The sequence below is a fragment of the Parasphingopyxis sp. genome (genome assembly GCF_052168275.1).
In the GTDB taxonomy this organism is placed as follows: Bacteria; Pseudomonadota; Alphaproteobacteria; order Sphingomonadales; family Sphingomonadaceae; genus Parasphingopyxis.
Map to the genome: position 1 here is coordinate 1 of NZ_JBQLZM010000007.1, position 23,534 is coordinate 23,534.

23 protein-coding genes are annotated in these 23,534 nt (G+C 66.4%); 9 read left to right on the forward strand and 14 right to left on the reverse strand.

Translation table 11 applies throughout. The features are described 5' to 3' along the window. Together ACTS1X_RS00770 and ACTS1X_RS00775 are read left to right on the forward strand one after the other, a co-directional pair. Positions 1 to 867 (forward strand): DUF3422 family protein (locus ACTS1X_RS00770; protein WP_442612479.1); only part of this gene is annotated, 867 nt, incomplete at its 5' end. Positions 868 to 935: 68 nt separating this feature from the next. Continuing rightward, positions 936 to 1,436, forward strand: a complete 501-nt coding sequence (locus ACTS1X_RS00775) for a c-type cytochrome (protein WP_442612480.1) — start codon at positions 936 to 938, stop codon at positions 1,434 to 1,436. A gap of 68 nt (positions 1,437 to 1,504) precedes the next feature. Here ACTS1X_RS00775 and hemA read toward each other — a convergent pair whose 3' ends face one another. The 14 genes from hemA to bchF are packed head-to-tail and all read right to left on the reverse strand — an operon-like array spanning position 1,505 to position 16,756. Continuing rightward, entirely contained in the window at positions 1,505 to 2,725 is a 1,221-nt protein-coding gene (hemA, locus tag ACTS1X_RS00780; RefSeq protein WP_442612481.1) for a 5-aminolevulinate synthase, read from the reverse strand. 14 nt (positions 2,726 to 2,739) lie between these two features. Further along, positions 2,740 to 3,525, reverse strand: coding sequence for a putative photosynthetic complex assembly protein PuhE (gene puhE, locus ACTS1X_RS00785; protein ID WP_442612482.1), 786 nt, complete (start codon positions 3,523 to 3,525; stop codon positions 2,740 to 2,742). Further along, the gene (gene acsF / locus ACTS1X_RS00790) at positions 3,519 to 4,583 is read right to left on the reverse strand and encodes a magnesium-protoporphyrin IX monomethyl ester (oxidative) cyclase (RefSeq protein ID WP_442612483.1); all 1,065 of its coding nucleotides are present in this window, start codon (positions 4,581 to 4,583) and stop codon (positions 3,519 to 3,521) included. The genes puhE and acsF overlap by 7 nt, the downstream gene beginning before the upstream one ends. Then, the gene (locus tag ACTS1X_RS00795; RefSeq protein ID WP_442612484.1) at positions 4,580 to 4,876 is read right to left on the reverse strand and encodes a hypothetical protein; all 297 of its coding nucleotides are present in this window, start codon (positions 4,874 to 4,876) and stop codon (positions 4,580 to 4,582) included. Before ACTS1X_RS00795 ends, acsF begins: the two co-directional genes overlap by 4 nt. Then, positions 4,876 to 5,349, reverse strand: a complete 474-nt coding sequence (gene puhC / locus ACTS1X_RS00800; protein WP_442612485.1) for a photosynthetic complex assembly protein PuhC — start codon at positions 5,347 to 5,349, stop codon at positions 4,876 to 4,878. Before puhC ends, ACTS1X_RS00795 begins: the two co-directional genes overlap by 1 nt. Further along, positions 5,346 to 5,966: a photosynthetic complex putative assembly protein PuhB gene (puhB, locus tag ACTS1X_RS00805; protein ID WP_442612486.1), complete on the reverse strand. Its 621-nt coding sequence runs from the start codon at positions 5,964 to 5,966 to the stop codon at positions 5,346 to 5,348. The genes puhC and puhB overlap by 4 nt, the downstream gene beginning before the upstream one ends. Continuing rightward, positions 5,963 to 6,745, reverse strand: a complete 783-nt coding sequence (gene puhA, locus ACTS1X_RS00810; RefSeq protein WP_442612487.1) for a photosynthetic reaction center subunit H — start codon at positions 6,743 to 6,745, stop codon at positions 5,963 to 5,965. The genes puhB and puhA overlap by 4 nt, the downstream gene beginning before the upstream one ends. Positions 6,746 to 6,759: 14 nt before the next feature. Further along, entirely contained in the window at positions 6,760 to 8,184 is a 1,425-nt protein-coding gene (locus tag ACTS1X_RS00815) for a BCD family MFS transporter (protein WP_442612488.1), read from the reverse strand. Continuing rightward, a complete protein-coding gene (gene bchM / locus ACTS1X_RS00820; protein ID WP_442612509.1) occupies positions 8,181 to 8,909 on the reverse strand; it encodes a magnesium protoporphyrin IX methyltransferase in 729 nt (242 codons plus the stop codon). The genes ACTS1X_RS00815 and bchM overlap by 4 nt, the downstream gene beginning before the upstream one ends. Further along, positions 8,909 to 9,799 (reverse strand): ferredoxin:protochlorophyllide reductase (ATP-dependent) iron-sulfur ATP-binding protein, encoded by an 891-nt coding sequence (gene bchL, locus ACTS1X_RS00825; RefSeq protein ID WP_442612489.1) that lies wholly within the window; start codon positions 9,797 to 9,799, stop codon positions 8,909 to 8,911. Before bchL ends, bchM begins: the two co-directional genes overlap by 1 nt. A gap of 13 nt (positions 9,800 to 9,812) precedes the next feature. Beyond that, positions 9,813 to 13,415: a magnesium chelatase subunit H gene (locus tag ACTS1X_RS00830; RefSeq protein ID WP_442612490.1), complete on the reverse strand. Its 3,603-nt coding sequence runs from the start codon at positions 13,413 to 13,415 to the stop codon at positions 9,813 to 9,815. Then, positions 13,405 to 14,943 (reverse strand): ferredoxin:protochlorophyllide reductase (ATP-dependent) subunit B, encoded by a 1,539-nt coding sequence (gene bchB / locus ACTS1X_RS00835; RefSeq protein WP_442612491.1) that lies wholly within the window; start codon positions 14,941 to 14,943, stop codon positions 13,405 to 13,407. The genes ACTS1X_RS00830 and bchB overlap by 11 nt, the downstream gene beginning before the upstream one ends. Positions 14,944 to 14,945: 2 nt before the next feature. Next, a complete protein-coding gene (locus ACTS1X_RS00840) occupies positions 14,946 to 16,229 on the reverse strand; it encodes a ferredoxin:protochlorophyllide reductase (ATP-dependent) subunit N (protein WP_442612492.1) in 1,284 nt (427 codons plus the stop codon). Beyond that, entirely contained in the window at positions 16,226 to 16,756 is a 531-nt protein-coding gene (gene bchF, locus ACTS1X_RS00845; RefSeq protein ID WP_442612493.1) for a 2-vinyl bacteriochlorophyllide hydratase, read from the reverse strand. The genes ACTS1X_RS00840 and bchF overlap by 4 nt, the downstream gene beginning before the upstream one ends. 216 nt (positions 16,757 to 16,972) lie before the next feature. Here bchF and ACTS1X_RS00850 point away from each other — a divergent pair, with 216 nt between their 5' ends. From ACTS1X_RS00850 to ACTS1X_RS00880, 7 genes are all read left to right on the forward strand, one after another. Beyond that, positions 16,973 to 17,860: a cobalamin B12-binding domain-containing protein gene (locus ACTS1X_RS00850; protein WP_442612494.1), complete on the forward strand. Its 888-nt coding sequence runs from the start codon at positions 16,973 to 16,975 to the stop codon at positions 17,858 to 17,860. 58 nt (positions 17,861 to 17,918) lie between these two features. Next, the gene (ppsR, locus tag ACTS1X_RS00855; RefSeq protein ID WP_442612495.1) at positions 17,919 to 19,301 is read left to right on the forward strand and encodes a transcriptional regulator PpsR; all 1,383 of its coding nucleotides are present in this window, start codon (positions 17,919 to 17,921) and stop codon (positions 19,299 to 19,301) included. A 73-nt stretch (positions 19,302 to 19,374) separates the two neighbouring features. Further along, on the forward strand, positions 19,375 to 20,277 hold the full coding sequence (gene chlG / locus ACTS1X_RS00860; protein ID WP_442612496.1) for a chlorophyll synthase ChlG: 903 nt from the start codon (positions 19,375 to 19,377) through the stop codon (positions 20,275 to 20,277). After that, on the forward strand, positions 20,277 to 21,590 hold the full coding sequence (locus tag ACTS1X_RS00865) for a BCD family MFS transporter (protein WP_442612497.1): 1,314 nt from the start codon (positions 20,277 to 20,279) through the stop codon (positions 21,588 to 21,590). The genes chlG and ACTS1X_RS00865 overlap by 1 nt, the downstream gene beginning before the upstream one ends. Beyond that, on the forward strand, positions 21,587 to 22,780 hold the full coding sequence (locus ACTS1X_RS00870) for a geranylgeranyl diphosphate reductase (protein ID WP_442612498.1): 1,194 nt from the start codon (positions 21,587 to 21,589) through the stop codon (positions 22,778 to 22,780). The genes ACTS1X_RS00865 and ACTS1X_RS00870 overlap by 4 nt, the downstream gene beginning before the upstream one ends. Beyond that, a complete protein-coding gene (locus ACTS1X_RS00875) occupies positions 22,777 to 23,259 on the forward strand; it encodes a TspO/MBR family protein (protein ID WP_442612499.1) in 483 nt (160 codons plus the stop codon). The genes ACTS1X_RS00870 and ACTS1X_RS00875 overlap by 4 nt, the downstream gene beginning before the upstream one ends. Further along, positions 23,256 to 23,525 (forward strand): hypothetical protein, encoded by a 270-nt coding sequence (locus ACTS1X_RS00880; RefSeq protein ID WP_442612500.1) that lies wholly within the window; start codon positions 23,256 to 23,258, stop codon positions 23,523 to 23,525. The genes ACTS1X_RS00875 and ACTS1X_RS00880 overlap by 4 nt, the downstream gene beginning before the upstream one ends. Positions 23,526 to 23,534 lie beyond the last annotated feature (9 nt).

The following is a 23,534-nucleotide window of genomic DNA, read 5'->3' on the forward strand; positions in this document are numbered from 1 at the left end:
AACGGGGACGTCCGGCTCTGGTCCGATTTCGAACTGCACGAAGGCTATGGCCGAATGCTGATCGCCGCCGGAGCGGCGCCGCCGCGCGACCTCGGACGGATCGTGCAGCGGTTGCAGGAACTCGGCAACTACCGGAACCTGGCGCTGCTCGGCTTTCCGCTCGTCCAGGAATATGCGCCGCGGCTGGACCGGCTCGAACGGCAGCTTGCCGACTATGCGCAAACGCTCGACGCCGACGAGGAGAGCGACGACGAGGCGCTGCTCGACCGACTGACCCGTCTTTCGTCCGAGATGGCGCTGATCCGGGTCGAGACCGGATTCCGGCTGGGCGCGACGCGCGCCTATGCGAACATCGCCGCGGACCGGCTGGAAAAACTCCATATCCGGCCGATCACCGGCTTCCAGAGCCTGACCGATTTTACCGAACGGCGCCTGCTGCCCGCGGTCCGGACCTGCCAGTCCTTCGAGACGCGGCTCAACGACCTGTCCGAGCGCACCGACGGCGTGATCGCGCTGCTCAACACCCGGATCGACACGCGGATCAAGGCGCAGAATCGCGACCTGCTGGAGTCGATGGAGAGCAGCCTCGGCATCCAGCTCAGGCTCCAGCACCTGATCGAGGGTCTCTCGGTGATCGCGGCGACCTATTATGCGGTCGGGCTGATCGCCTATCTGATCAAGGGGGCGGACGCCGTCGGCGACGGCTTCGGCGCCGACCTGGCGATCGCGCTGCTCGTCTTTCCCGTCATGCTCGGCATCTATCTCTTCGTCCGGTACCAGCGCGTGCGGATATTGAAGACCGGCGGGGCTCCGGAACCGCCCCCGGCAAAAGACGCGGGCGAAACCATCGACGACAAGGGGCGTTGAGCTTGATGGAGAATCGACATAAGCTGTCGGTCGGTTGTCTTCGGAAAAAAGGAAGCGATATGAGGAAAATGCACAATTTGCTCGGCGCCGTTGCAGCGATGGGCCTGATGGCCACCGCAGCCTGTTCCGGAGGCAGCGACGGACCGCCCGCCCCCGCCGAGAGCGAAGAGGCGGAGGCCCCGGCCGAGGAAGCCGAAACCTCCGATGCGCCGACGCCGGATTCGACCGACACGATCGACGGCACGGTGTATGCGAACTTCACCGGCGACGCGACGGCGGGCGAAGCCGTGTTCGCCCAGTGCCGGACATGCCATGTCGTCGATCCGGGCGTGAACCGCACCGGACCCTCGCTCCACAATATCGTCGGCCGCGAAGCGGGCCAGGTCGAAGGCTTCAACTATACCGACGCCAATGCGAACAGCGGCATCACCTGGACGCCGGAAAAGCTGTTCCAGTATCTCGAAAATCCGCAGCGCGTGATCCCGGGGACGCGGATGGCCTTTGCCGGCCTGTCCGAGGCGCAGGATCGGGCCGACCTGATCGCCTTCCTGCAAACCCATACGGAATAACGGTCAGGGATCCGATACGGACAAGGGGCGGCCCGCGGGCCGCCCCTTTTCGTTTCAGGCGGAGCGGCTCACGCGGCGACGGCCCGCCGCGCCAGCTCGCATTCGGACCAGATTTCGCTCAGCGCCTCGATCAGCTTGTCGATATCCGCATCGCTGTGGACGGGCGACGGCGTGATCCGCAACCGCTCGGTGCCCTTGGGCACGGTCGGATAGTTGATCGGCTGCACATAGATGCCGTGATTGTCCATCAGCCAGTCGCTGATGCGTTTGCACTTATGCGGATCGCCGACCATCACCGGGATGATATGGCTCGGATTGTCGAGATGCGGGATGCCGAGGCAGTTGAGCTTGTGCCGCACCTTGGCGACGCGTTCCTTCTGCCGATCGCGTTCGAACGGGCTCTCCTTGAGATGCCGGATGCTGGCGCAGGCGCCCGCGGCCAGCGCCGGCGGCAGGGCCGTGGTGAATATGAAGCCCGAGGCGAAGCTGCGGACGAAATCGCACAGCGCCGATGACGCCGCGATATAGCCGCCCATCACGCCGAACGCCTTGCCGAGCGTGCCTTCGATCACCGTGATCCGGTCCATCAGCCCCTCGCGCTCGGCGATCCCGCCGCCGCGCGGGCCGTAAAGCCCGACCGCATGGACCTCGTCGATATAGCTCATCGCGCCATGCGCCTCGCAGACGTCGAGGATCTCCGCGATCGGCGCGATATCGCCATCCATCGAATAGACGCTTTCGAAGGCGACGAGCTTGGGCCGCGCCGGATCGATCGCGGCCAGCTTGCGATCGAGATCCTCGGGCGAATTATGCTCCCAGATATGTTTCTCCGCCTTGCTGTGGCGGATGCCCTCGATCATCGAGGCATGATTGCCGGCATCGGAGAGGACGGCGCAGCCGGGGAGCCGTGACGCCAGCGTGCCGAGCGCCGCCCAGTTCGAGACATAGCCCGAGGTGAAGAGCAGCGCGGATTCCTTGTGATGGAGGTCCGCCAGCTCCTTCTCGAGCAGCACATGGTGATGGTTGGTGCCCGAGATGTTGCGCGTGCCGCCCGCCCCGGCGCCGCATTGATCGAGCGTCGCGTGCATCGCGGCGAGCACCTTGGGGTGCTGCCCCATGCCGAGATAGTCATTCGAGCACCAGACCGTCACATCGGTCGTCGCGTCGTCGACATAGCGGGTCGCGTGCGGGAAGGAGCCGGCATGACGCTCGATCTCGGTGAAGATGCGATAGCGGCCCTCGTCGCGTACGCCGTCCAGCTCATCCTTGAAATATTGTTCGTAGTCCATCGCAGACGCTCCCCTTAGATCTTCACTCGCTTGCCGCGGCCGGGCAGCGCCCAGCCCCACAGCGCGCCGTCGCGAAACGGCAGCGCCAAAAACAGATGTTCCAATGTGCCGAGCACGGCGAGCCCGAACACGAGGCTCGCGCCGACCGCGGCGAAACTGTCGGCGGGCGCCGCGAATGCGCGCAGGCCCAGCCAGACGGCGAGCGCGGTCGTCGCGACGAGCGCCAGCGCCAGCCAGGGCCGGAAACGACGCGGCCCGAAATAGGTTTTGAGATAGCCGAGATGCGGCGGCAGAAGGTCGACGCTCATGTTCGGCACGCCGGCGAAGATGTTGAGCTTGGTGCTGAGCCGCATCACGAGCAACAGGGCGAAGGCGATCGCCCCCGTCTGGTTCGGCGCGCCCCAGCTCAGGCCGACCAGGATGACGGCGGTCACGACCAGCGCAATCTCGTGATAGATCAGCACATTGGTCGCATGGACGAAGCGCCGCCAGCCGGTTGCGCCTTCCGGACAGGGCGCGCGGCGCGGACCGGCGACGGCGCCCATCAGGAAGCTCATCTCGTGCCAGGCCCATACCAGCAGCGCGCCGAGCAGCGCGACATAGGCCGCGGCGATGGTCGCGAACTGCGCGCTGACGACGATCGCGCCGAGCCCGATCATGCCGCCGACCGCCGCCAGCGTCAGGCTGCGGGCGAACGTCCGGCGCGGCCGGTTGTCGAGCCAGGCGACGAGCCCGGTGCTCACGAACCAGATCACCAGGGTCGCGAGCAAGGGCAGTATATGGCCGTACAGGCTCACCATGCGGGCTGGAGCCTGATCGTGGCGGGCGGCGTATTGCGTTTGGCGGGCAGGCAATAGACGCGCGCCAGGGCGGCGCCGGCGGCGATCATGTGGCCGAACCGCTTGACCGATCCGGCGACGCCGCCCTGCTCCTTCGCCGCCTGCATGCCGCGCGCGGCGCGCAGCAGCCGGTCCATGCCCCGCCGGAAGCGCGGATCGTCGGTGTTGAGCTCCACCGGAAAGACCTGGCGGCTGATCTGCGTGCATTTTTCGAAGACGGCGTAATCATAGTCGGTCGGATCCACGCCGAGCGCCTTGTGAAAGACCGGCCGGCCATGATCGCGGACGTACATGGTCGCATAGACCGACAGGAGGAAGAAGCGGATCCAGAGCTTGTTCGCGCCCTTCAGCAGCTTCGGGTCGGCGCGGAGCAGCATGGCGAACGCCTCGCCATGGCGGAACTCGTCGTTGCACCATTCCTCGAACCAGTTGAAAATCGGGTGGAAGCGCAGCTCGGGATGCTTGGCGAGCTGGCGATAGATGGTGATGTAGCGCGCATAGCCGATCTTTTCCGACAGATAGACCGCGTAGAAGATGAATTTCGGCTTGAAGAAGGTGTAACTCTTGGCCTTGGTCAGGAAGCTCAGATCGACGCCGATCCCGGCATCCTTGAGCGTATCGTTGATGAAGCCGGCATGGCGGCTTTCGTCGCGCGCGAGCAGCTTGAACAGCTGTTTGACGTCCGGATTCTTCGTCCGCTTGGCGATCTCGGCATAGAGGATGCAGCCCGAAAATTCCGAGGTCAGCGAGCTGACGAGGAAATCGATGAATTCGGCGCGCAGTTCGGGTTCCAGGCCCTCGATGATCCCGTCGAATTCCTCCGTCCGCTTGAAATGCCGCTTGTTGGGATCGCTGATCATCTCGGCGATGAGTTCGTCCCATTCCGCGCGGACCAGCGAGACGTCGATCTTGTCGAGCGCGTCGAAATCGGTCGTGTAGAAGCGGGGGCTGAGCACCGTCTCCTGCTTCGCGATCTCCATCACATCGGCAATGGGTTCCACTTTCGCGTGCGCGTTCATCGCAACCTCCTCGGGGTAAAACTGACTTCGTAAAGTTCGGCAAGATCGAAATAGCTGGCGAGCCGGATCCAGGCCCGGGCGAGCGGTCCGGCGCGCTCGACCGTCGCGGTGCGCTCGAACACGGCGCTGCTGCCGAAGGGAATGCTGATCGGGTCGCCATGGACGCGCACCCTGTCGCCGGGCCCGATCGGCACGTCGCCGTCGAGCTCGACATGGGCGTGGAAATAGTCCTCGCTCTGCTCGATCTCGATCCGGCAGCCGGTATCGAAGGAATCGCTGTGCAACAAACCCATCAGGCGTCTCCGCGTTCGAAAAGCTGCATGAATGTCCGCCGGTTGTCCGGACCGAAGGCGCCGAGCTCGATGACCCGACCGGTCGCGCTGTCGGTCAGCGACAGGGAGCCGTCCTGCCACAGGGACAGCGCGAAGGGCGGCTGCTGGCCGACGCCGTTCATCCGGCGCTCGCGCGCCAGGCCGCGCATGACGCCGCGCACGAAGCCGCCGCCCTCGTCGCCATAGGTGGCGATCTCTTCGCCGGTCGCCGCGTCCTCTATCCGCACCGATCCGTCGGCCCGGTCGAGAAAGCGCAGGCTGCGTTCGGAGACCAGCGCGACATCCGCCGCGCTTCGCTCGGCCACGGGCGACGCCGCCTGCGGGATGAAACCCAGCCGGGTCGCCGCGGTCAGCGCCAGCGCCAGCGCGATCAGCACCGCCGCCATCACGAGCGCGCCCTTGGGAACCGTGGGATCTTCATGCGCGAGGCTCATGCCGCGATCCCCTGCATGCCGGCGGGAATGGCGGCATCGGCCCGCTCGTCCGCCGGCCGGTCGATATCGACCACGGCCGCCGAGGCGCGGGCCAGTTTGGCGGCAACCGCCTCGACATCGGGCAAGGCACGCAGCATCGGCTGCGCGTCGGCGAATTTCCACGGCCGGGCATGCGGCCAGAGCATCGCATAGCCGAGCCGGTGCGGCCCCTTGAGGGTCAGCGCGATATCGCCATGCCCGCCGCCGCGCTCGCTGAGATCGGCGGACTCGATCAGCTGCAGCGGCAGGTTGATGCACTTGTTGAGCGCCACGCCGATGCGCAGGACGACGCGCCGGTTGGTAAGTGTGTAAACCGTGGTCCGGGCGACGAGCCAGGCGAGCAGCATCAGCAGGCCGATCGCCAGCAGCCCGGCAATCCCGGTCGCGGCCGCGCCGACGACGCTGCCGCTGGCGATCCCCAAGGCGGCGAGGAACACGAAATAGACTCCGACGAGCCGCGTGCGGAAGGCCGTGCGCGCGAAGACCAGCCAGTCGGGCGCGCCCTGCCAGATGATCTCCTCGCCTTCCGGCAGATAGCCGGGCAGGCCCCTTATCGGTTCATGCTCATATTCGCTCATACGATCGGCTCCTGCCGTTCGGGCGTGGCGTAGAGATAGCCGCCGCCGAAATAGGCCGCGACGCGCTCCTCCTCGTAGCGGGTGATCTCGCCGGGCGTCGCGAGCTGCGGCGCGGCCGCGAACTGGTCGGCGTTGAGCGCATCGATATGCACCTCGCCTTTCTTGCCCTTGACGATGCTCATCGGCATCGGCGCCAGCACGCGCGGGCCGGCCTTTGTCGCGATTTCGAGATAACGGATCACGTGCTCGGCGCGGTCGACCCAGAGATCGCTGACCGTTCCGGCGACCGCGCCGTCCGCGCCCGTGACGATCATGCCGCGCGGATCGGAGTCCTCCTTCGCAACGGTGATCCCGGATTCGGTGCCCATCGGCACGATGCGCGGCCGGCCTTCCGCATCGAGATCGGGCCAGCGCGAGCGTTCGGCCCAGGCCGCCGGGCCGATGCCGTCGACCAGCGGATTGCCGGTCGGCGCATAGGGCGCGCCTCCGGCCCGGAAGGTTCGCTTCGCGGCGATATCGACAGGTTCGCGACGCTCGGTCCGCGGCAGGGGTGCGTCCACCGTGCCCTTGCCATGCGGCAGGCGGAAGGTCTTGGTCGAAGCCGTATGCAACGGGCCGCCGGCCGTTTCGACGCGCCCGCTCAGCTCGTCTTCGAGCGGATAGCCTTCGCGGCGGTCCTCGCGTCGCAAATAGAAGACCAGACCGATGAAGAAGAGCACAAAGGCGTAGAACATGAGTTCCGCCACATCGATCGTTCCTACCAGATTGCCATCAGTCATCGGTCTTTCCTCGCTCAGGTTGGAAATTCGCTCAGTCCGAACCGCGCCGGCGCGCCGGGCGATACGCCCTGGCGGCTGCCGACCAGCGGGCCGAGCACGATAAGCATGCACAACAACAAGCCGATTTCGATACAGTAGACGATGCCGTAACCGGTCGACCGGCCGGCCAGGGTCGATCCCAGCACATCGGCCAGTGCGAGGCTCGTGACTATGTCGCGGATGACGCCGCCCAGCGCGATGCCCAGTCCCGCGGCCGATGCCTGGACCGCGCCCCAGGCGCCCAATGCCAGTCCGGCGGTTTCTTCGCCGGCAAGCGCCATCGCGGCGATCAGCGTTCCGACCGAGAACAGCCCGACGCCGAACCCGATAGCGGCCGCCCCCCCATAGAGCAGTCCCGTCGATCCGAGCGGCGCCGCGAAGATCACCGCCAGGAACGCGCCGATACCCGCGACTCCGCCCATGCCGGCGATGCGGAGCGGATCGGCGCCGGCGCCCAGCCAGCGTCCCGAAAGCGCAAAGCCGATCAGCGTTCCGAGCGCCCACACACCGGTCAGGCCGGTCGTGGCGCCGACCGAAAGGCCCAGAATCTCTCCGCCATAGGGTTCGAGCAGCGCATCCTGCATGCTGAACGCCGCGGCACCCAAGCCGATGGCGATAAGCAGGCGCTTCGTCCGCCCCTCGTCGACAAAGGCGCGCCAGACATCGGTGAAGGCCGGCCGATGGCGATCGGGCGCCGTCGCCGCCCGGTTCCGCGCCTCCTGCTTCCAGAGCGCGGCAATGTTGAGCAGGACGGTCAGCACGGCGGCGCCCTGGATGACCTGGACGAGCAGGGTCGCCGTGAAATCGGCGAGCAGCGTGCCGATCACCAGCGCGCTCAGCATCATGCCGACGAGGAGCATGACGTAGAGCAGCGCGACGACACGCGGGCGGCTCTCCTCCGGAGCCAGATCGGTGGCGAGCGCGAGGCCGGCGGTCTGGGTCGTATGCATGCCCGCACCGGTCAGCAGGAAGGCGAGCGCGCTCGCCGCGACGGCGATCGGGAAATCCTCGGGCCGCGAAAGGAGGAGCAGCGCGAAGGGCATGATCGCGAGGCCGCCGAACTGCAGCATGGTTCCGCCCCAGATATAGGGCACCCGCCGCCAGCCGAGCAGCGAGCGGTGCGTGTCCGACCTGTGGCCGATCAGCGCGCGGAACGGCGCGATCAGCAGCGGCAGCGCGATCAATGTCGCGATGATCCAGGTCGGCACGCCGAGTTCGACGACCATCACCCGGTTGAGCGTGCCGTTGAGCAGCACGACCGCCATGCCGACGCTGACCTGGAACAGCGCGAGCCGGAGGAGCCGGCCCAGCGGCAGCTCGACGGTCGCGGCATCGGCAAACGGCAGGAACCGCGTCCCGAGCGACGCCCAGAACTGGGTCGAGGCGCGCTGGCGGCTCATCCCGCCTCCACCATCAAGGCGTGCGAGGTATAAAAGCCGCTGGCGACACGTTCGCCATGCGCGATCCGGTGACCGGGCAGTCTTTCCGCGAGCGTCCGGCGCAACCGGGTTTCGGACACCGGCTTGATCGCCGGCGACCGGTTGCCGCGCGGGAAGAGCTTGCCCGCCATGTGCATCGTCGCGAGCAGCGGGGAGCTCGGCGCGAAGGTGAAGGACAGCGTTTGCGCACGTTCGGCCAGCGCGCCGGTCACGCCGACGATATCGGCCATCGGATAGTGGATCAGCGAGTCCATCGCGACGACATGGTCGAACCGGCCGAGCGCCGGATCGAGCAGGTCGCCGACCCGCCAGTCGATCGCGAGGCTTTCGGGCGCGCGCTCCCGCGCTACCTCTATCAGCCCCTGCGAGACGTCGATGGCGACCACATCGGCACCGCGCCGCGCGGCTTCGACCGCCAGCGCGCCCGTGCCGCAGCCGGCATCGAGCAGTCGCCGGCCGCTCAGATCTTCGGGCAGCCAGGAGAGCAGGGTCGCGCGCATCCGGTCCCGGCCCGCGCGGACGGTCGCGCGGATGCCGCTGACCGGCGCGTCCGACGTCAGATCGACCCACGCCTTCCGCGCCGTGCTGTCGAAATAGGTGGTCAGCTGCCCCCGATATTCGGCGTAGCGCGCGCTGCCGCCGTCGCGGAAGCGATCAGCCAGAGGGGAAGGCGCGGCGCTGGCCATCATTCGAACCCCAGGAAATCGAAAATGTCGCGGTCCTTCATCGGCGACGCGGTGAGCGGATCGACACCGGCCCAGAGCATCGCGGCGAGCCGCAGATATTCGTCGCGCGCCACCTCGACCTCGGGAGAATCGTCCATTTCGAACAGCGTGCATTTCTTGAGGCGCGAGCGGCGGATCGCATCCACATCCTTGAAATGCGCGAGCCGCTTCAGGCCCGTGGCTTCGGCAAAACGGTCGATCTCGTCGGTCTCGGCCGACCGATTGGCGACGCAGCCCGCGAGGCGCACATTGTAATTCTTCGATTTCGCCCCGATCGCCGCCATGATCCGGTTCATCGCGAAGATGCTGTCGAAATCGTTGGCGGCGACGACCAGCGCGCGCTCGGCATGCTGGAGCGGCGCGGCGAACCCGCCGCACACGACATCGCCGAGCACGTCGAAGATCACGACGTCGGTATCCTCGAGCAGGTGATGCTGTTTCAGCAGCTTCACCGTCTGGCCGACGACATAGCCGCCGCACCCCGTGCCCGCCGGCGGACCGCCGGCCTCGACGCACATCACGCCGTTATAGCCTTCGAACATATAGTCCTCGGCGCGCAGCTCCTCGCTGTGGAATTCGACCGTCTCGAGCACGTCGATCACGGTCGGCATCAGCTTCTTGGTCAAGGTGAAGGTCGAATCATGCTTGGGATCGCAACCGATCTGGAGGACGCGATGGCCGAGCTTGGAAAAGGCGGCGGAAAGGTTGGAAGACGTCGTCGACTTGCCGATCCCGCCCTTGCCGTAGACGGCGAACACCTTGGCGCCCTTGATCTCGTCGCGCGGATCGAGCTGGACCTGGACCGAGCCGTCGCCGTCCGGCGGCGCGGTGCCTGCGTCTAAAAGGGTCATCGTCTCTCTCCCGTCATTCTGCCGCGACCAGCCCTTCGAGCCGGTCTTCAAGATCGTCGCTCGCCGCGCGCAGCGCCGCGAGGGTTTCCGCATCGGGTTCCCACAGTTCGCGCTCGCAGGCTTCGAGCAGCCGGTTGGCCACCCGGGCCGAGCTCTTGGCGTTGAGCGCCGAGAGCCGCGCGCGCATCTCGTCGTCGAGCACGAAGGTCTCGCTGATCTTCTGATAGACCCAGGGGGCGACCGCGCCGGTCGTCGCCGACCAGCCCATCGTGTTGGTCACATGGCCCTCGATCTCGCGTACGCCTTCGAAGCCGTGGCGGAGCATGCCCTCATACCATTTGGGGTTCAGCGTCCGGGTGCGCGTTTCGAGGTCGATCTGCTCGCCTAGCGTGCGAACCCTGGTTTTGCCCTGCGTGCCGTCGACGATATAGACCGGCGCGGCTTCGCCCCGGGCCCGCGCGACCGAGCGGCTGACGCCGCCCAGCCCGTCCACATATTGATCGAGGTCGGTGACGCCGACCTCGACGCTTTCGAGATTCTGATAGGTGAATTCCACGCCCTTGAGCGCGCTTTCGAGCAGGGCGCGATGCTGCACCGGGCCGCCGTCGCGGCCATAGGCGAAGCCCTTGTGCGTTTCGAACGCCTCGGCCAGTTCGTCGGGATCGGCCCAGGCCCCGCCGTCGATCATCATGTTGACGTTCGCGCCATAGGCGCCTTCGGCATTGGAGAAGACCCGCAGGCTCGCGGTTTCCAGATCGCAGCCATGCACCGCCTGATGCGCGAGGCTGTGCTTGCGCACGAAATTCCGTTCGAGCGGCTCGTCCGCGCTGCTGGCCAGCCAGGTGGCTTCGGCGATCATCCGGGTCTGCAGCGGAAGCAGGTCGCGGAAGATGCCCGACAGCGTCACCACGACATCGATCCGCGGGCGGCCGAGCTCTTCGAGCGGGATCAGTTCCGCGCCGCTCAATCGGCCATAGCTGTCGAAGCGGGGCCGCGCGCCGATCAGCGTCAGCGCCTGGGCGATCTGGGCGCCCTCGCTTTTGAGGTTGTCGGTGCCCCACAGCACCATGGCGAGGCTTTCGGGAAAGTCCGCGCCGCTTTCGACATGGCGCGCGATCAGCTGCTCGGCCTGCGCCGCGCCGAGCTCGCAGGCGAAGCGGCTCGGGATGCGGAACGGATCGAAACCGTGGATATTGCGGCCCGTGGGCAGCACGTCTGGATTGTGAAGGATATCGCCGCCCGGCGCCGGCGGCACGAAGGTGCCGTCGAGCGCATGGACGAGTGCGCCGAGTTCGTCGTTCGCCGAGAGCTTCGCCTCGATCTCGGCGCGGTCCGATTCCGGATGCGCCGCCATCATCGCGTCGACGAACTGCTCCAGCTCCTCGCCCTCGGGATGGCTGCCGAAGACGTGCATTCCATGCGGGATCAGCGCGCGTTCGAGTTCGTAGAGCCGCCCGGCCAAGGTCTCGATATTGCCGCCCTCGATGTCGAGCGAATCGCACTGCTCCGCGATCATCGTTTCGAGCGCGGCGCGTTCGCCATCGTCCGCATCGGCGGAGCGATGGCGTTCGACCAGAGCCTTCAAGTCGGCGAAGCCCTTGTAGAGACCGGCCTCGGCAAGCGCGGGGGTCAGATAGCTGACCAGGGTCGCGCCCGAGCGGCGCTTGGCGATGATGCCTTCGGACGGGTTGTTGGCCGCGTAGAGATAGTAGTTGGGCAGATCGCCGAGCAGCCGGTCGGGCCAGCATTTGCCCGACAAACCTGCCTGTTTGCCCGGCATGAATTCGAGCGCGCCATGGGTACCGAAATGGAGGACGGCATCGGCGGCAAAATCCTGCCGGATCCAGCGGTAGAAGGCGGCGAAGGCGTGGGTCGGCGCGAAATCGCCTTCGAAGAGCAGCCGCATCGGATCGCCCTCGTAACCGAAGGCGGGCTGCACGCCGACAAAGACGTTGCCGAACTCGGCGCCCAGCACATGGATGGTGCTGCCATCGCTCTGCTGCTTGCCGGGGGCCGGGCCCCATTGCGCCTCGATCTGCTTGAGATAGGGCTCCGCGCGGACATGATCGTCGGCGGCGATCCGCGCGGCGACATTGGCGTCCGCACCATAGCGTTCGGCATTGCCCTCGAGGATCGCCGCGCGCAGCGCATCCACGCTGTCGGGAAGCTCGACCGCATAGCCTTCGGCCGCGAGCCGGGTCAGCGTCGCGTGCAGCGACTCGAAAACCGCCAGATGCGCGGCGGTGCCCGTCGCCCCGGCATTGGGCGGGAAGTTGAACAATATGATGGCGAGCTTCCGCTCGGCCCGCTTCGAACGGTGCAACGCGATCATCCGGGCGGTCCGCTCGACCAGCGCCTCGGCGCGATCGGGGCAGCCCTGCATCGCGCGGATCGCGCCTTTGGATTCGAAATGACAATGCCGGTCGCAGCCGTCGCAAGCCTCGCCGGCGCCGTCGGAACGGCCGCCGAACACGCTCGGGCAGATCGCGCCGTCGAGCTCGGGGATCGCGACCATCATCGTCGATTCGAGCGGCAGCAGCCCCTGCTTGCGGTTGCCCCATTGTTCGAGCGTCTGGAACTCGATCGGATGGGCGGCGATATAGGGCACGTCGAGCCCGGTCAGCGTTTCGACCGCGGCGTCGGCGTCGTTATAGGCCGGCCCGCCGACCAGCGAGAAGCCGGTCAGGTTGACCATCGCGTCGATCGCCGGCCTGCCGTCCTTCACGAAGAATTTCTCGATCGCCGGCCGCGCGTCGAGACCGCTGGCAAAGGCGGGGATGACGCGCAGCCCCTTGGCCTCCATCGCCGCGATCACGCCGTCATAATGGCCGGTGTCCTTGCCCAGCAGATAGGAGCGCAGCATCAGCAGGCCGACCGTGCCGTTCTCGCCGCCCTTTTTCGGCAGGATGCACTCGCTCTCGGACAGGCGCTGGCGGGCGCGCGGATGATAGACGCCGACCTCGGGATATTCGAGCGGCGCCTCGGCCGTCATCGCGCCGCGCAGTTCCTCGCGCGCGCCGCTTGCATAGCGGTCGATCAGGGCCCGGACCATTTGCACGACATTGTCGTCGGAACCGGCCAGCCAATATTGGAGGGTCAGGAAATAGGCCCGGACGTCCTGCGCCGTCCCGGGAATGAAGCGCAGGATCTTGGGCAGTCGCCGCAGCATCCGCATCTGCTTGGCGCCCGAACTCGCGCCCTGCTTCTTCGAACCGCGCAGTTTCTTGAGCAACGCGAGCGGGCCTTTCGCGGGCGCATCCATCCGATAGTCGCCCAGCCGGGTGAGCTTCACGATCTCGCCTGCCGACATCAGGCCGAGCATCGCATCGCAATCCTCGCGGCGCGCTTCGAGCGCCGGGCGGACCGCGCGGACATGGTCTTCGAGGAACAGCATCGTCGCGATGATGATGTCGCCTTTCGCGATATCGGCCCGGGCGCGCTCCAGCGTCTCCGGATCGCGGTCCCAGTCGGCGGCGGCATGGAAATCGATCGTTACGCCATGTTCGGCGAGCCGCGCCTCGGCGCGCTCGGCGGCGGCCGACAAATGATTGTCGAGCGTCACGATGACGACGCGGACGGCCGGACGGCGGAGCGGAGAAGGCGCGCTACCGTGCATAATGCGCCTTCGCGTCATACAGGGTTTCGAGATCGATCGTCGCGCGTCCCCGCTCGCTGGCGAACAGCTCGGTGTTCCGCCGCGCCTTGCCACGCACGAAGAAGGGAATCTTCTTCAGCTCGCGCTCGGCGTCTTCGGCCCAGGCGACGGCGGACGTCGCCGGCGCCTCGTCGTTGGACGCGGCAGGCGGCGCGGCATGGCCGGGGCCGAGATGGGAGGCCCCCGCTTCGTCCGAGAATTCGAAATCGTCGCGGAACATCGTCAGCAGATGCTCTTCGAGCCCCATGACCAGCGGATGGACCCAGCTGTCGAACAGCACGTTCGCGCCCTCGAAGCCCATTTGCGGGCTGTGTCGGGCCGGGAAATCCTGGACGTGGACGGGCGCGGAAATCACCGCGCAGGGAATGCCGAGCCGCTTGGCGATATGGCGCTCCATCTGGGTTCCGAGGACGAGCTCGGGCTGGGCGGCGGCGATGGCCTCCTCGACCGCCAGATGGTCGTCGGTGATCAGCGGTTCGACATCGTAGAGCTTGGCGGCGGCGCGGACGTCGCGCGCGAACTCCCGATTGTAGCAGCCGAGACCGCACACCTCGAAACCGAGCTCGTCGCTCGCGATCCGGGCGGCGGCGACCGCATGAGTGGCGTCGCCGAAGATGAAAACGCGCTTGCCGGTCAGATAGGTGGAATCGATCGACCGGCTCCACCACGGCATCCGCGATCCGGTTTCGGCCAGCGCCGGCGCCGGATCGACACCAGCCAGTTCGGCCACTTCGGCGATGAATTCCCGCGTCGCGTTGACGCCGATCGGCACCGTGCGGACGACCGGCTGCGTGAACGTCCGTTCGAGCCAGCGGGCGGCTTCGTCGCCGATTTCCGGATACATCAGGATGTTGAAATCCGCCGCGCCGATCGCCCGGATATCGGCCGGGGCCGCACCCATCGGCGCGACGACATGGACGTCGATGCCGAGCGTTTCGAGCAGCTTTTCGATTTCGAGAACGTCGTCGCGATGGCGGAAACCGAGCGCCGTCGGACCGAGCAGGTTGGCGCAGGGGCGGCGGCCTTCCCGCGCCGGCGCCTTCACGTCCTGATCGGCGAGCCGGCGGACGATCTGGTAGAAAGTTTCCGACGCGCCCCAATTTTCCTTGCGCTGATAGCTGGGCAGTTCGAGCGGCACGACCGGGATCGGCAGGTCCATCGCCTCGGCGAGGCCTGCGGGATCGTCCTGGATCAGCTCGGCCGTGCAGGACGCGCCGACGAGCATCGCTTCCGGCTTGAACCGGTCATAGGCGTCGCGCGCCGCCGCCTGGAACAGCGTCGCCGTATCCGATCCGAGATCGCGCGCCTGGAAAGTCGTGTAGGTCACCGGCGGCCGCTTGTTCCGCCGTTCGATCATCGTGAAGAGCAGGTCCGCATAGGTATCGCCCTGCGGCGCGTGCAGCACGTAATGGACCGCCTCCATCCCCGTCGCGACCCGCATCGCCCCGACATGGGGCGGTCCTTCATAGGTCCAGACGGAAAGCTGCATCGCTATACCCTCAGCACATCGCGGCGCCGCAAAGGCCGCGCGAAAAGTTCGGCGAGATCCCCAGCCTGGTCGAAACCGTGGATCGGCGAGAAGACGAGTTCGATCGCCCATTTGGTGGCCAGCCCCTCGGCCTCGAGCGGATTGGCGAGGCCAAGGCCGCAGACCGTCAGGTCGGGCCGCGCCGCGCGCACCCGGTCGAGCTGCCTGTCGACATCCTGCCCTTCGCTGATCCGCGTTTCCGGCGGCAGCAGGGCGAGCTCCTGCTCCAGATGCGTCTTGTGCAGATAGGGGGTGCCGACTTCGACCGGGTCCATGCCCAACTCGGTCGCGAGGAAACGGGCCAGCGGAACCTCGAGCTGCGAGTCGGGCATGAAGAAGATGCGGCGGCCTTCGAGCCGTTCGCGATGATGGGCAAGAGCGCGCTTCGCGCGTTCGCGACCCGGCGCCACGACGCGGTTGAAGCGCATCTCGTCGACGCCGAATTCGGCCGCCGCCGCCTTGAGCCAGGCGGTCGTACCCTCGGCGCCGAACGGGAAAAGCGCATCGAGACGCACGGCGCCCCGGTCTGCGAGCGCGCGGGCCGTATCGCCGAGAAAGGGCTGGGCCAGCAGATAGCGGGTGTTCGGCCCGACGGCCGGGAGGTCCGCGGCGGCGCGCGCCGGGAGGCAACCGACCCGGTCGATTCCGAGGTCTCCGAACAGCCGGACGAATTGGTCCTCGACGATATCGGGGAGCGATCCGACGATCAGCAAATCCTTCGGCCCCACCGGATCGCCGGCCGGCATTTCGGGCACGAGCGAGGCGAGGCAGGCATCCTCGCCCTCGGTAAAGGTCGTCTCGATCCCGCTCCCCGAATAGTTGAGGATCCGGACGTCAGGGGCGTGCTTGGCCGCAAGCCTCTGGCTCGCCTTGGCGAGATCGAGCTTGATCACTTCGGACGGGCAGCTGCCGACGAGGAACAGCGTCCTGATCTCGGGACGCCGGTCGAGCAGCCGGTCGACGACGCGATCCAGCTCCTCGTTGCAATCCGCCATGCCGGCGAGATCGCGCTCCTCGATGATCGCGGTCGCGAAGCGCGGCTCGGCGAAGATCATCACGCCGGCGGCGGATTGCAGCAGATGCGCACATGTCCGCGAACCGACGACGAGGAAGAAGGCGTCCTGCATCTTGCGGTGGAGCCAGACGATCCCGGTCAGACCGCAAAAGACTTCGCGCTGGCCCCGCTCGCGCAGTACCGGCGCACAGTCGGTGCCCGATGCGGCGAGCGTGGCCAGCGTCCCGGTCATGCCGCCACCGCCGATTCCCGGGCCGCGTCGAGGCGGGCCGCGCGCAGCTTCAACAGGAACTGACCCGCGTTGATCACATAGGCCGCATAGGCCGCCAGCGCGACGAGCATGCGCGCATCCGCGCTGCCGATGCCGCCGAACAGCATCACCAGATACGCCGTGTGCAACGCGAGCACGAGCATCGAGAACATGTCTTCCCAGAAGAAAGGACGGGCAAACAGCCAGCGGCCGAAAACGTCTTTCTCCCAGATCGATCCGGTAACCATGATCGTGTAGAGCGCGAGGGTCTTGGCGACGATCGAGACATCGGCGGCGAAAACCCCCTCGCCGGTCGTCAGATAGCGAATCACCAGGCCGAGACTGACGAAGAAAATCGCGAACTGGATCGGTGCGAGAACAGCCTGAACCATCGTCCAGACCGATTCGTCCCTGCGGCGCCGCTCTTCGTCCGTATAGAGCGCTCTGCCGACTGTCCCGTGCCCGCCGCCTTGTCGGCCGACTCCGGATGAGACGAAATCCCCTGCCATCCTTGTGTCCAAATCTCCGCTGGTCCGACCGGCAAACTACGACTCAAAGCATGGAGGTGTCAATATTAGTTGACGTCTAGTTTGGTTGACAGATGGCGATTTGCCTGCGTACATAAATGTGGATAGCTTTCGAGGTGGAGACATAGAGTCGCAAAGCGAAAATGGCCGTCCTCCGAGTTGGGTATGAGAGCAACCCACCAGACCGGGAGAGTCTGAATGGCATCATTGATTCGCGAAAGCGTGACGCAGCCCCGACCATCCACACGGCTCGAAGAAGGCGCCAGAAACCGAGCCAGGAAACGCAAGACCCACGGCGCAACGGCCAACCAGGCTCCTGAAAGAATCAACAATCTGATCGAAAGGGAAATCATTCCGCGGCTGATCGCCGCGCATTCGATTCCCGGAAGCACGGACAATTTCGAACCCGTTTCCCAGGAGGAAATCGATCGGTTCGCGCCGCTGCCGGTCACGCTCGAAGCGGACGAGCTGCTGACCGAGGTGGAAATCTTCCTGAGCCGGGGGGTCTCGCCGGAAACGATATTCGTCGAACTCCTCGCTCCCTCGGCCCGCAGGCTCGGAGAGCTGTGGGAAGAGGACAGCGTCGATTTCACCGAAGTGACGATGGGGCTGTGGCGGCTTCAGGAAGTGATGCGCGAAATCGCGTGCCGGACTCCCAGCATAGCCGGTCGCCTCTTTTCGCCGCGATCCGTTCTCTTTGCCACCATGCCGGGCGAACAGCACAGTTTCGGGACGGTCATGGTCGAGGAATGCTTCTCGCGCGCCGGCTGGGATACCGAGCTGGTCGTCAACGGCGACCGGTCGGCGCTGGCGGACCGCATCGCCGAACAGATTTTCGACCTGCTCGGATTGACGATCAGCTGCGACTGCCATATCGGACCGCTTCCGAAACTAATTGAATCTCTCCGTAGCGTTTCCAAGAATTCTGATATTCGGATCATGATCGGGGGACGCGTGCCGAACGAACATCCGGGCCTTGCCGATACGGTTGGCGCGGACGGGACGGCATCGAACGCCCGCACAGCTATAGAGGTCGCTGACGAACTGGTTGCCGATTTTGCGCCAAGAGGAGCGCTTTCCGGCTGACCGAAGGGAAGGTCCGGTGTTGAATCCGAAGGATGCACTCGCAGACAAACAAGCCTTTATGAAGCCAGACACGATCATCCGGTCGCTGGACAGCGACGCCGCCGCAAAACTCGCAATGGCCGCAGGGGACATTGCGATCATCCTCGACAATAAGGGCAAGATCGTCGACGCTTCGGGCAGCGTCAGCGCATTTCCCGGGCTGGGAAACTGGATCGGACGCAAATGGATCGACACCGTGACCGTCGAAAGCAAGTCCAAGATCGAGGAGATGCTCGAAGCGTGCCGGAACGGCGAACCGCAGCGCTGGCGTCAGGTCAATCACGTCTCGGACGGAAGCGACATACCGGTCCGCTATTTCGTGATCCCGCTTTCCGACAAGGGCCGCATGCTCGCACTGGGCCGCGACATGCGCGATTCCGCGGCGTTGCAACAGCGCCTGCTTCAGGCGCAGCAATCCCTGGAGCGCGACTATATGCGCCTTCGCCAGGCGGAATCGCGCTATCGCCTGCTGTTCGAAATGACCCCGGATCCGATCCTGATCGTCGAAACCGCTTCGGGCCGCATCCGCGAAGCGAACACGGCGGCGCACGACCTCGTCTCCGCAAAGCCCGGAAGCCTTATCGGCAAGGCATTGTCGGGTCTCTTCGAAAAAGGCGCGCGCGACACGCTGACCCGCTATCTGGGCTCGGCGATTACCACCGTCTCGCCCTCCCCCGTGTCCCTGCGGCTGGCCGGTACCGGCGCTGAGACGGATCTCTCGGCGACCGGTTTCAGACAGGACGGCACATTGTTCATGCTGGTCCGGCTGTCGGCCACCGACACATCGATCGACAGGCGGGTGGGTGCGCCGGTGTTCGATATTCTCAACCGGATGCCGGACGCGTTCGTGATCGCCGACAAGGACATGAACATCGTCGCGGCGAACGCCGCCTTTCTCGAAATGGCCGGCGCCGCATCGCTCGATCAGTTGCGCAGCCAGGCGCTGGACGATTATCTCGGCCGGCCCGGGGTCGATCTCGACCTCATCCGCACGCAACTGGCCAAACATGGCGTCGCCCGCAATGTCGGAACGGTCATGCGACCCGGCGGCGGGACGGACGAGGAAGAAGTCGAGGTATCGGCGGTTCAGACGACCGATGAGGGCGAACATTACGGATTCAGCATCCGGCTGGTCGGGCGCCGCCTGCGGGATATTTCCCAGGCGCCGCAGAATCTGCCGCGCTCAGTGGAGCAGCTGACCGAATTGGTGGGCCGGACGTCGCTGAAGGAAATCGTGCGCGAGAGTACCGATCTCATCGAACGCCTGTGCATCGAGGCCGCGCTCATCCACACGTCGGACAATCGCGCATCCGCTGCCGAAATCCTCGGCCTGAGCCGGCAAAGCCTCTATTCGAAGCTCCACCGTTACGGTCTGGGCAATCTCGTTTCGCAAAACGAGTAAAGCAAAGCGGCAAGACCCGCCCCAACTGTCAAAACAAGTTGACGCTAATGACCGTCAGGCATAGCCTGACCATATGTCCCGTCTCGCCGCTTCGACGACAACCGCGCCGCCTCCGGCGCCGGCGGACATACTCCAGCTGCTCAAGCCGATCACCTGGTTCCCCCCGATGTGGGCCTTTATGTGCGGAGTCGTTTCCTCGGGCGCCCCGATCGCGGATCGCTGGTCTTTTCTCGTGGCAGGCATCGCCCTGACCGGACCCCTGGTCTGCGGCACGAGCCAGGCGGTCAACGACTGGTTCGATCGCCATGTCGACGCCATCAACGAACCGGACCGGCCGATCCCGTCCGGCCGTGTTGCGGGTCGCTGGGGCCTGTGGATCGCCATCGCCGGAACCCTGCTATCGATGCTCGTTGCCATCGCCACCGGCCTCTGGGTGTTCGCGGCAACCTGTGTCGGTCTCGCCTGCGCCTGGGCCTACAGCGCGCCGCCCTTCCGGCTCAAGACGAGCGGCTGGACCGGGCCGGCGGTCGTCGCGCTCAGCTATGAGGGGCTGGCCTGGTTTACCGGCGCCGCCGTCATGCTCGGTGCGCTGCCCGGTCTCGAGATCCTGCTGATCCTCGGACTCTACAGCCTTGGCGCCCATGGGATCATGACGCTGAACGATTTCAAGGCGGTCGAAGGCGATCGCGAGATGGGCCTCCGTTCGCTGCCCGTCACGATGGGCGTCGATCGCGCGGCCCGTTTCGCCTGTATCGTCATGGCGGCGCCGCAGCTGGCGGTGATCGGCCTGCTCCTCGCCTGGGATCATCCGATTTCGGCCGCCGCCGTCGCGTTGCTGCTGCTGGCGCAGATGGCGCTGATGCCGCGCCTGCTCGCCGATCCCAAACGCCACACGCCCTGGTACAGTGCGACCGGCGTCACGCTGTACGTACTCGGTATGCTGGCCGCGGCCCTGGGTCTGGGAGGCCATATCTGATGGCCGGTTTCGGATGGATCTCGATCGTCAGGCTGGGGCTGGTCCAGGCGGCGATCGGAGCGATCGTGATGCTCGCCACATCGCTGCTCAACCGCGTGATGGTCGTCGAATATGCGTTACCGGCGGCAATCCCGGCCGGCCTCGTCGCCTGGCACTATGCGGTACAGCTGTCCAGGCCGTTATGGGGCTATGGCTCGGACCGGGGCAATCGCCGGACACCGTGGATCGTCGGCGGGATGGGAGTATTGGCGCTCGGGGCGCTGATTGCGATCGATGCGACGGTGATCATGGCGGGGTCTCCGGTCATCGGCGGGCTGCTCGCCATTCTCGCCTTCACCCTGATCGGCGCGGGCGTCGGCGCGGCCGGCACATCCCTGCTTGCATTGCTGGCGTCCGGCGTCGCGCCCGATCGTCGGGCGGCCGCGGCCGCCGTCACCTGGATCATGATGGTTGCCGGCATCGTGGTCGCCGCGGGAACCGCCGGATCGCTGCTCGATCCCTTTTCCGAACAGCGGCTGGCGATCGTCGGCAGCGCGGTCGCCCTCGCAGCGTTCCTGTTGTCGCTCGTCGCGCTCGCCGGTGTGGAGAAGAAAGCCCTGGCGCCGACGCCGCTGCCGATATCGCAAGAGCAGGAGACGGCCAGTTTCGGCGATGCGCTGCGCGAGATACTGGCCGATCTGGAGGCGCGGCGCTTCACCATTTTCGTCTTCGTCTCGATGCTCGCCTATTCGATGCAGGACCTTATCCTCGAGCCGTTCGCGGGTCTCGTCTTCGCCATGACGCCCGGTGAATCGACGCAGCTTTCCGGCGTCCAGCATGGCGGCGTGCTGCTCGGCATGATCGTCGTCGGCCTTGGCGGCAGCGCGTTCGCGGGACGCAGGCCCGCCGATCTGCGCCGCTGGATCGTCGGCGGCTGCCTGGGCTCGGCGGCGGCGCTTGCCGGTCTCGCAATCGCGGCGACGACCGGCGGCGACTGGCCGCTCGCGGCCAATGTTTTCCTGCTCGGCTTCGCCAACGGCGTGTTCGCCGTTGCGGCGATCGGCGCGATGATGGGACTCGCGGGCGCCGGAACGCGCGCAAAAGAGGGCGTGCGCATGGGCGTCTGGGGCGCATCCCAGGCAATCGCCTTCGGCCTTGGCGGACTGACCGGCGCAATCGGCGTCGACATCGCCCGGTCGGCGATCGGGGTCGACGGCGCAGCGTTCCAGCTGATCTTCGCGATCGAAGCCGCCTTGTTCGTCCTGGCCGCCATGCTTGCGATCCAGGCGACGGCCGCCCGCAAACCCGCGGCATTCGGGATCGCCGAAACATGAGCGACGTGGACTTTGACGCCGTCGTCGTCGGCGGCGGGCCGTCCGGCGCGACCGCGGCGACCGATCTCGCCAGGGCCGGGCGCAAGGTCATGCTGCTCGACCGGGCGGGCCGGATCAAGCCGTGCGGGGGCGCCGTCCCGCCGAAGCTGCTCGAGGAGTTCGAGATTCCGCACAGCATCCTCGTGGGCAAGGCGAGCGCAGCCCGGATGATCGCGCCCTCCGGGCGCTCGGTCGACATGCCCGTCGGCGACGGGTTCGTCGGCATGGTCGACCGGGACGTGTTCGACGAATGGCTGCGCGAACGGGCCGCGGCGCAGGGCGCGAAGCGCGTCACCGGCACTTTCGATCATATCGACCGCGACGAAGATGGCGTGGCCGTCGTCTGCTATCGCGAAACGCGCGGGGATTCGCTCAAACGCGTCCGCACCCGCGCCGTGATCGGCGCCGATGGCGCGCGCTCCAAGGTGGCGCAGCAAAATCTCGACGGCGCCGAACGCGTGCCCTGCGTCTTCGCCTATCACGAAGTGATCGAGTCGCCGCCCAGCACGCCGGAAGGTTTCGACGGCAAGCGCTGCGACGTCTTCTACCAGGGCAAGCTGTCTCCGGATTTCTACGCCTGGATATTCCCGCACGGCGAGACCGCCAGCGTCGGCGTCGGCAGTGCGAACAAGGGATTTTCGCTGCGCGGCGCCGTCAAGGAAATGCGCGAAAGCAGCGGCCTCGCCGATTGCGGAACGATCCGCGAAGAAGGCGCTCCGATCCCGCTCAAACCGCTGAAACGCTGGGACAATGGCAAGGATGTGATCGTCGCCGGCGATGCCGCGGGCGTCGTCGCTCCGGCGTCCGGCGAGGGCATCTATTATGCGATGACCTGCGGCCGGCTGGCCGCCAATGCCGTCGACGCCTTTCTCCAGAGCGGCGACCCCAAGGCGCTGCGGCAGGCGCGCAAGCAGTTCATGCGCGCCCATGGCCGGGTGTTCTGGATACTCGGTATCATGCAATATTTCTGGTACAGCAGCGACAAGCGGCGCGAGCGGTTCGTCAAGATTTGCGCCGATCCCGACGTCCAGCACCTGACCTGGGAGGCCTATATGAACAAGAAGCTGGTCCGCGCGAAACCGGCCGCGCATGTCCGGATATTCTTCAAGGATCTCGGCCATCTTCTGGGCCTCGGCAGGGTCGAACGGTGAGCCGCGCCTGGATACCGCCGATCCTCGTAGCGGCGGGTGCGGCAGCCCTGGTCGCGTTTCTCGGCGCGACGATCACCGATCTCGACGGCTGGTACCGGACGCTCGAACAGCCCGGCTGGGCGCCGCCCGACTATGTCTACGGCATGGCCTGGACGGCCATCTACGCCCTTGTCGCGCTGGCCGCGGTGACCGCCTGGCGCCGGACGCCGACCACCCAGGCGTCGGACATGCTGATCGGCCTGTTCGCGCTGAACGGCTTTCTCAACATCCTGTGGAGCCTGCTCTTCTTCCGCGCCCAGCGGCCGGACTGGGCGATGATCGAGCTGGTCGCCCTCTGGATTTCGATCGTCGTGCTCATTGTCGTCTGCGCCCGCTATTCGCGGCTCGCGGCGGTCCTGCTTCTGCCCTATCTGGTCTGGGTCAGCCTTGCGGGCGCGCTGAACTGGGAAGTCGTGCGGCTCAACAGCCCCTTCGGATGATGACCGCGCTATTCGCCAGCGGCCACGCCGCCGACATCGTCCTCGCCGTGCTCGCCGCCGAAGCGGTGTGGCTGACCGCCAGAGGAAACTCGATTTCGACCGTGTTGGCCACCCTGTTGCCGGCGGCTTTGCTCGTGCTGGGGTTGCGCGGCGCCTTGACCGGCGCGCCCTGGCCATGGATCGCACTGCCGGTCGCCGCCGCCCTGCCCGCCCATCTATGGGATCTCGCCCGGCGCGGGATGCTGGCCCGGCGTGAACGCCGGTAGCGCGGACCG

Coding starts and splice junctions, on each gene's coding strand:
- ACTS1X_RS00775 (WP_442612480.1), top strand. CDS start 936: ATGCACAATTTGCTCGGCGCCGTTGCAGCGATGGGCCTGATGGCCACC.
- hemA (WP_442612481.1), bottom strand. CDS start 2,725: ATGGACTACGAACAATATTTCAAGGATGAGCTGGACGGCGTACGCGAC.
- puhE (WP_442612482.1), bottom strand. CDS start 3,525: ATGGTGAGCCTGTACGGCCATATACTGCCCTTGCTCGCGACCCTGGTG.
- acsF (WP_442612483.1), bottom strand. CDS start 4,583: ATGAACGCGCACGCGAAAGTGGAACCCATTGCCGATGTGATGGAGATC.
- ACTS1X_RS00795 (WP_442612484.1), bottom strand. CDS start 4,876: ATGGGTTTGTTGCACAGCGATTCCTTCGATACCGGCTGCCGGATCGAG.
- puhC (WP_442612485.1), bottom strand. CDS start 5,349: ATGAGCCTCGCGCATGAAGATCCCACGGTTCCCAAGGGCGCGCTCGTG.
- puhB (WP_442612486.1), bottom strand. CDS start 5,966: ATGAGCGAATATGAGCATGAACCGATAAGGGGCCTGCCCGGCTATCTG.
- puhA (WP_442612487.1), bottom strand. CDS start 6,745: ATGACTGATGGCAATCTGGTAGGAACGATCGATGTGGCGGAACTCATG.
- ACTS1X_RS00815 (WP_442612488.1), bottom strand. CDS start 8,184: ATGAGCCGCCAGCGCGCCTCGACCCAGTTCTGGGCGTCGCTCGGGACG.
- bchM (WP_442612509.1), bottom strand. CDS start 8,909: ATGGCCAGCGCCGCGCCTTCCCCTCTGGCTGATCGCTTCCGCGACGGC.
- bchL (WP_442612489.1), bottom strand. CDS start 9,799: ATGACCCTTTTAGACGCAGGCACCGCGCCGCCGGACGGCGACGGCTCG.
- ACTS1X_RS00830 (WP_442612490.1), bottom strand. CDS start 13,415: ATGCACGGTAGCGCGCCTTCTCCGCTCCGCCGTCCGGCCGTCCGCGTC.
- bchB (WP_442612491.1), bottom strand. CDS start 14,943: ATGCAGCTTTCCGTCTGGACCTATGAAGGACCGCCCCATGTCGGGGCG.
- ACTS1X_RS00840 (WP_442612492.1), bottom strand. CDS start 16,229: ATGACCGGGACGCTGGCCACGCTCGCCGCATCGGGCACCGACTGTGCG.
- bchF (WP_442612493.1), bottom strand. CDS start 16,756: ATGGCAGGGGATTTCGTCTCATCCGGAGTCGGCCGACAAGGCGGCGGG.
- ACTS1X_RS00850 (WP_442612494.1), top strand. CDS start 16,973: ATGGCATCATTGATTCGCGAAAGCGTGACGCAGCCCCGACCATCCACA.
- ppsR (WP_442612495.1), top strand. CDS start 17,919: ATGAAGCCAGACACGATCATCCGGTCGCTGGACAGCGACGCCGCCGCA.
- chlG (WP_442612496.1), top strand. CDS start 19,375: ATGTCCCGTCTCGCCGCTTCGACGACAACCGCGCCGCCTCCGGCGCCG.
- ACTS1X_RS00865 (WP_442612497.1), top strand. CDS start 20,277: ATGGCCGGTTTCGGATGGATCTCGATCGTCAGGCTGGGGCTGGTCCAG.
- ACTS1X_RS00870 (WP_442612498.1), top strand. CDS start 21,587: ATGAGCGACGTGGACTTTGACGCCGTCGTCGTCGGCGGCGGGCCGTCC.
- ACTS1X_RS00880 (WP_442612500.1), top strand. CDS start 23,256: ATGATGACCGCGCTATTCGCCAGCGGCCACGCCGCCGACATCGTCCTC.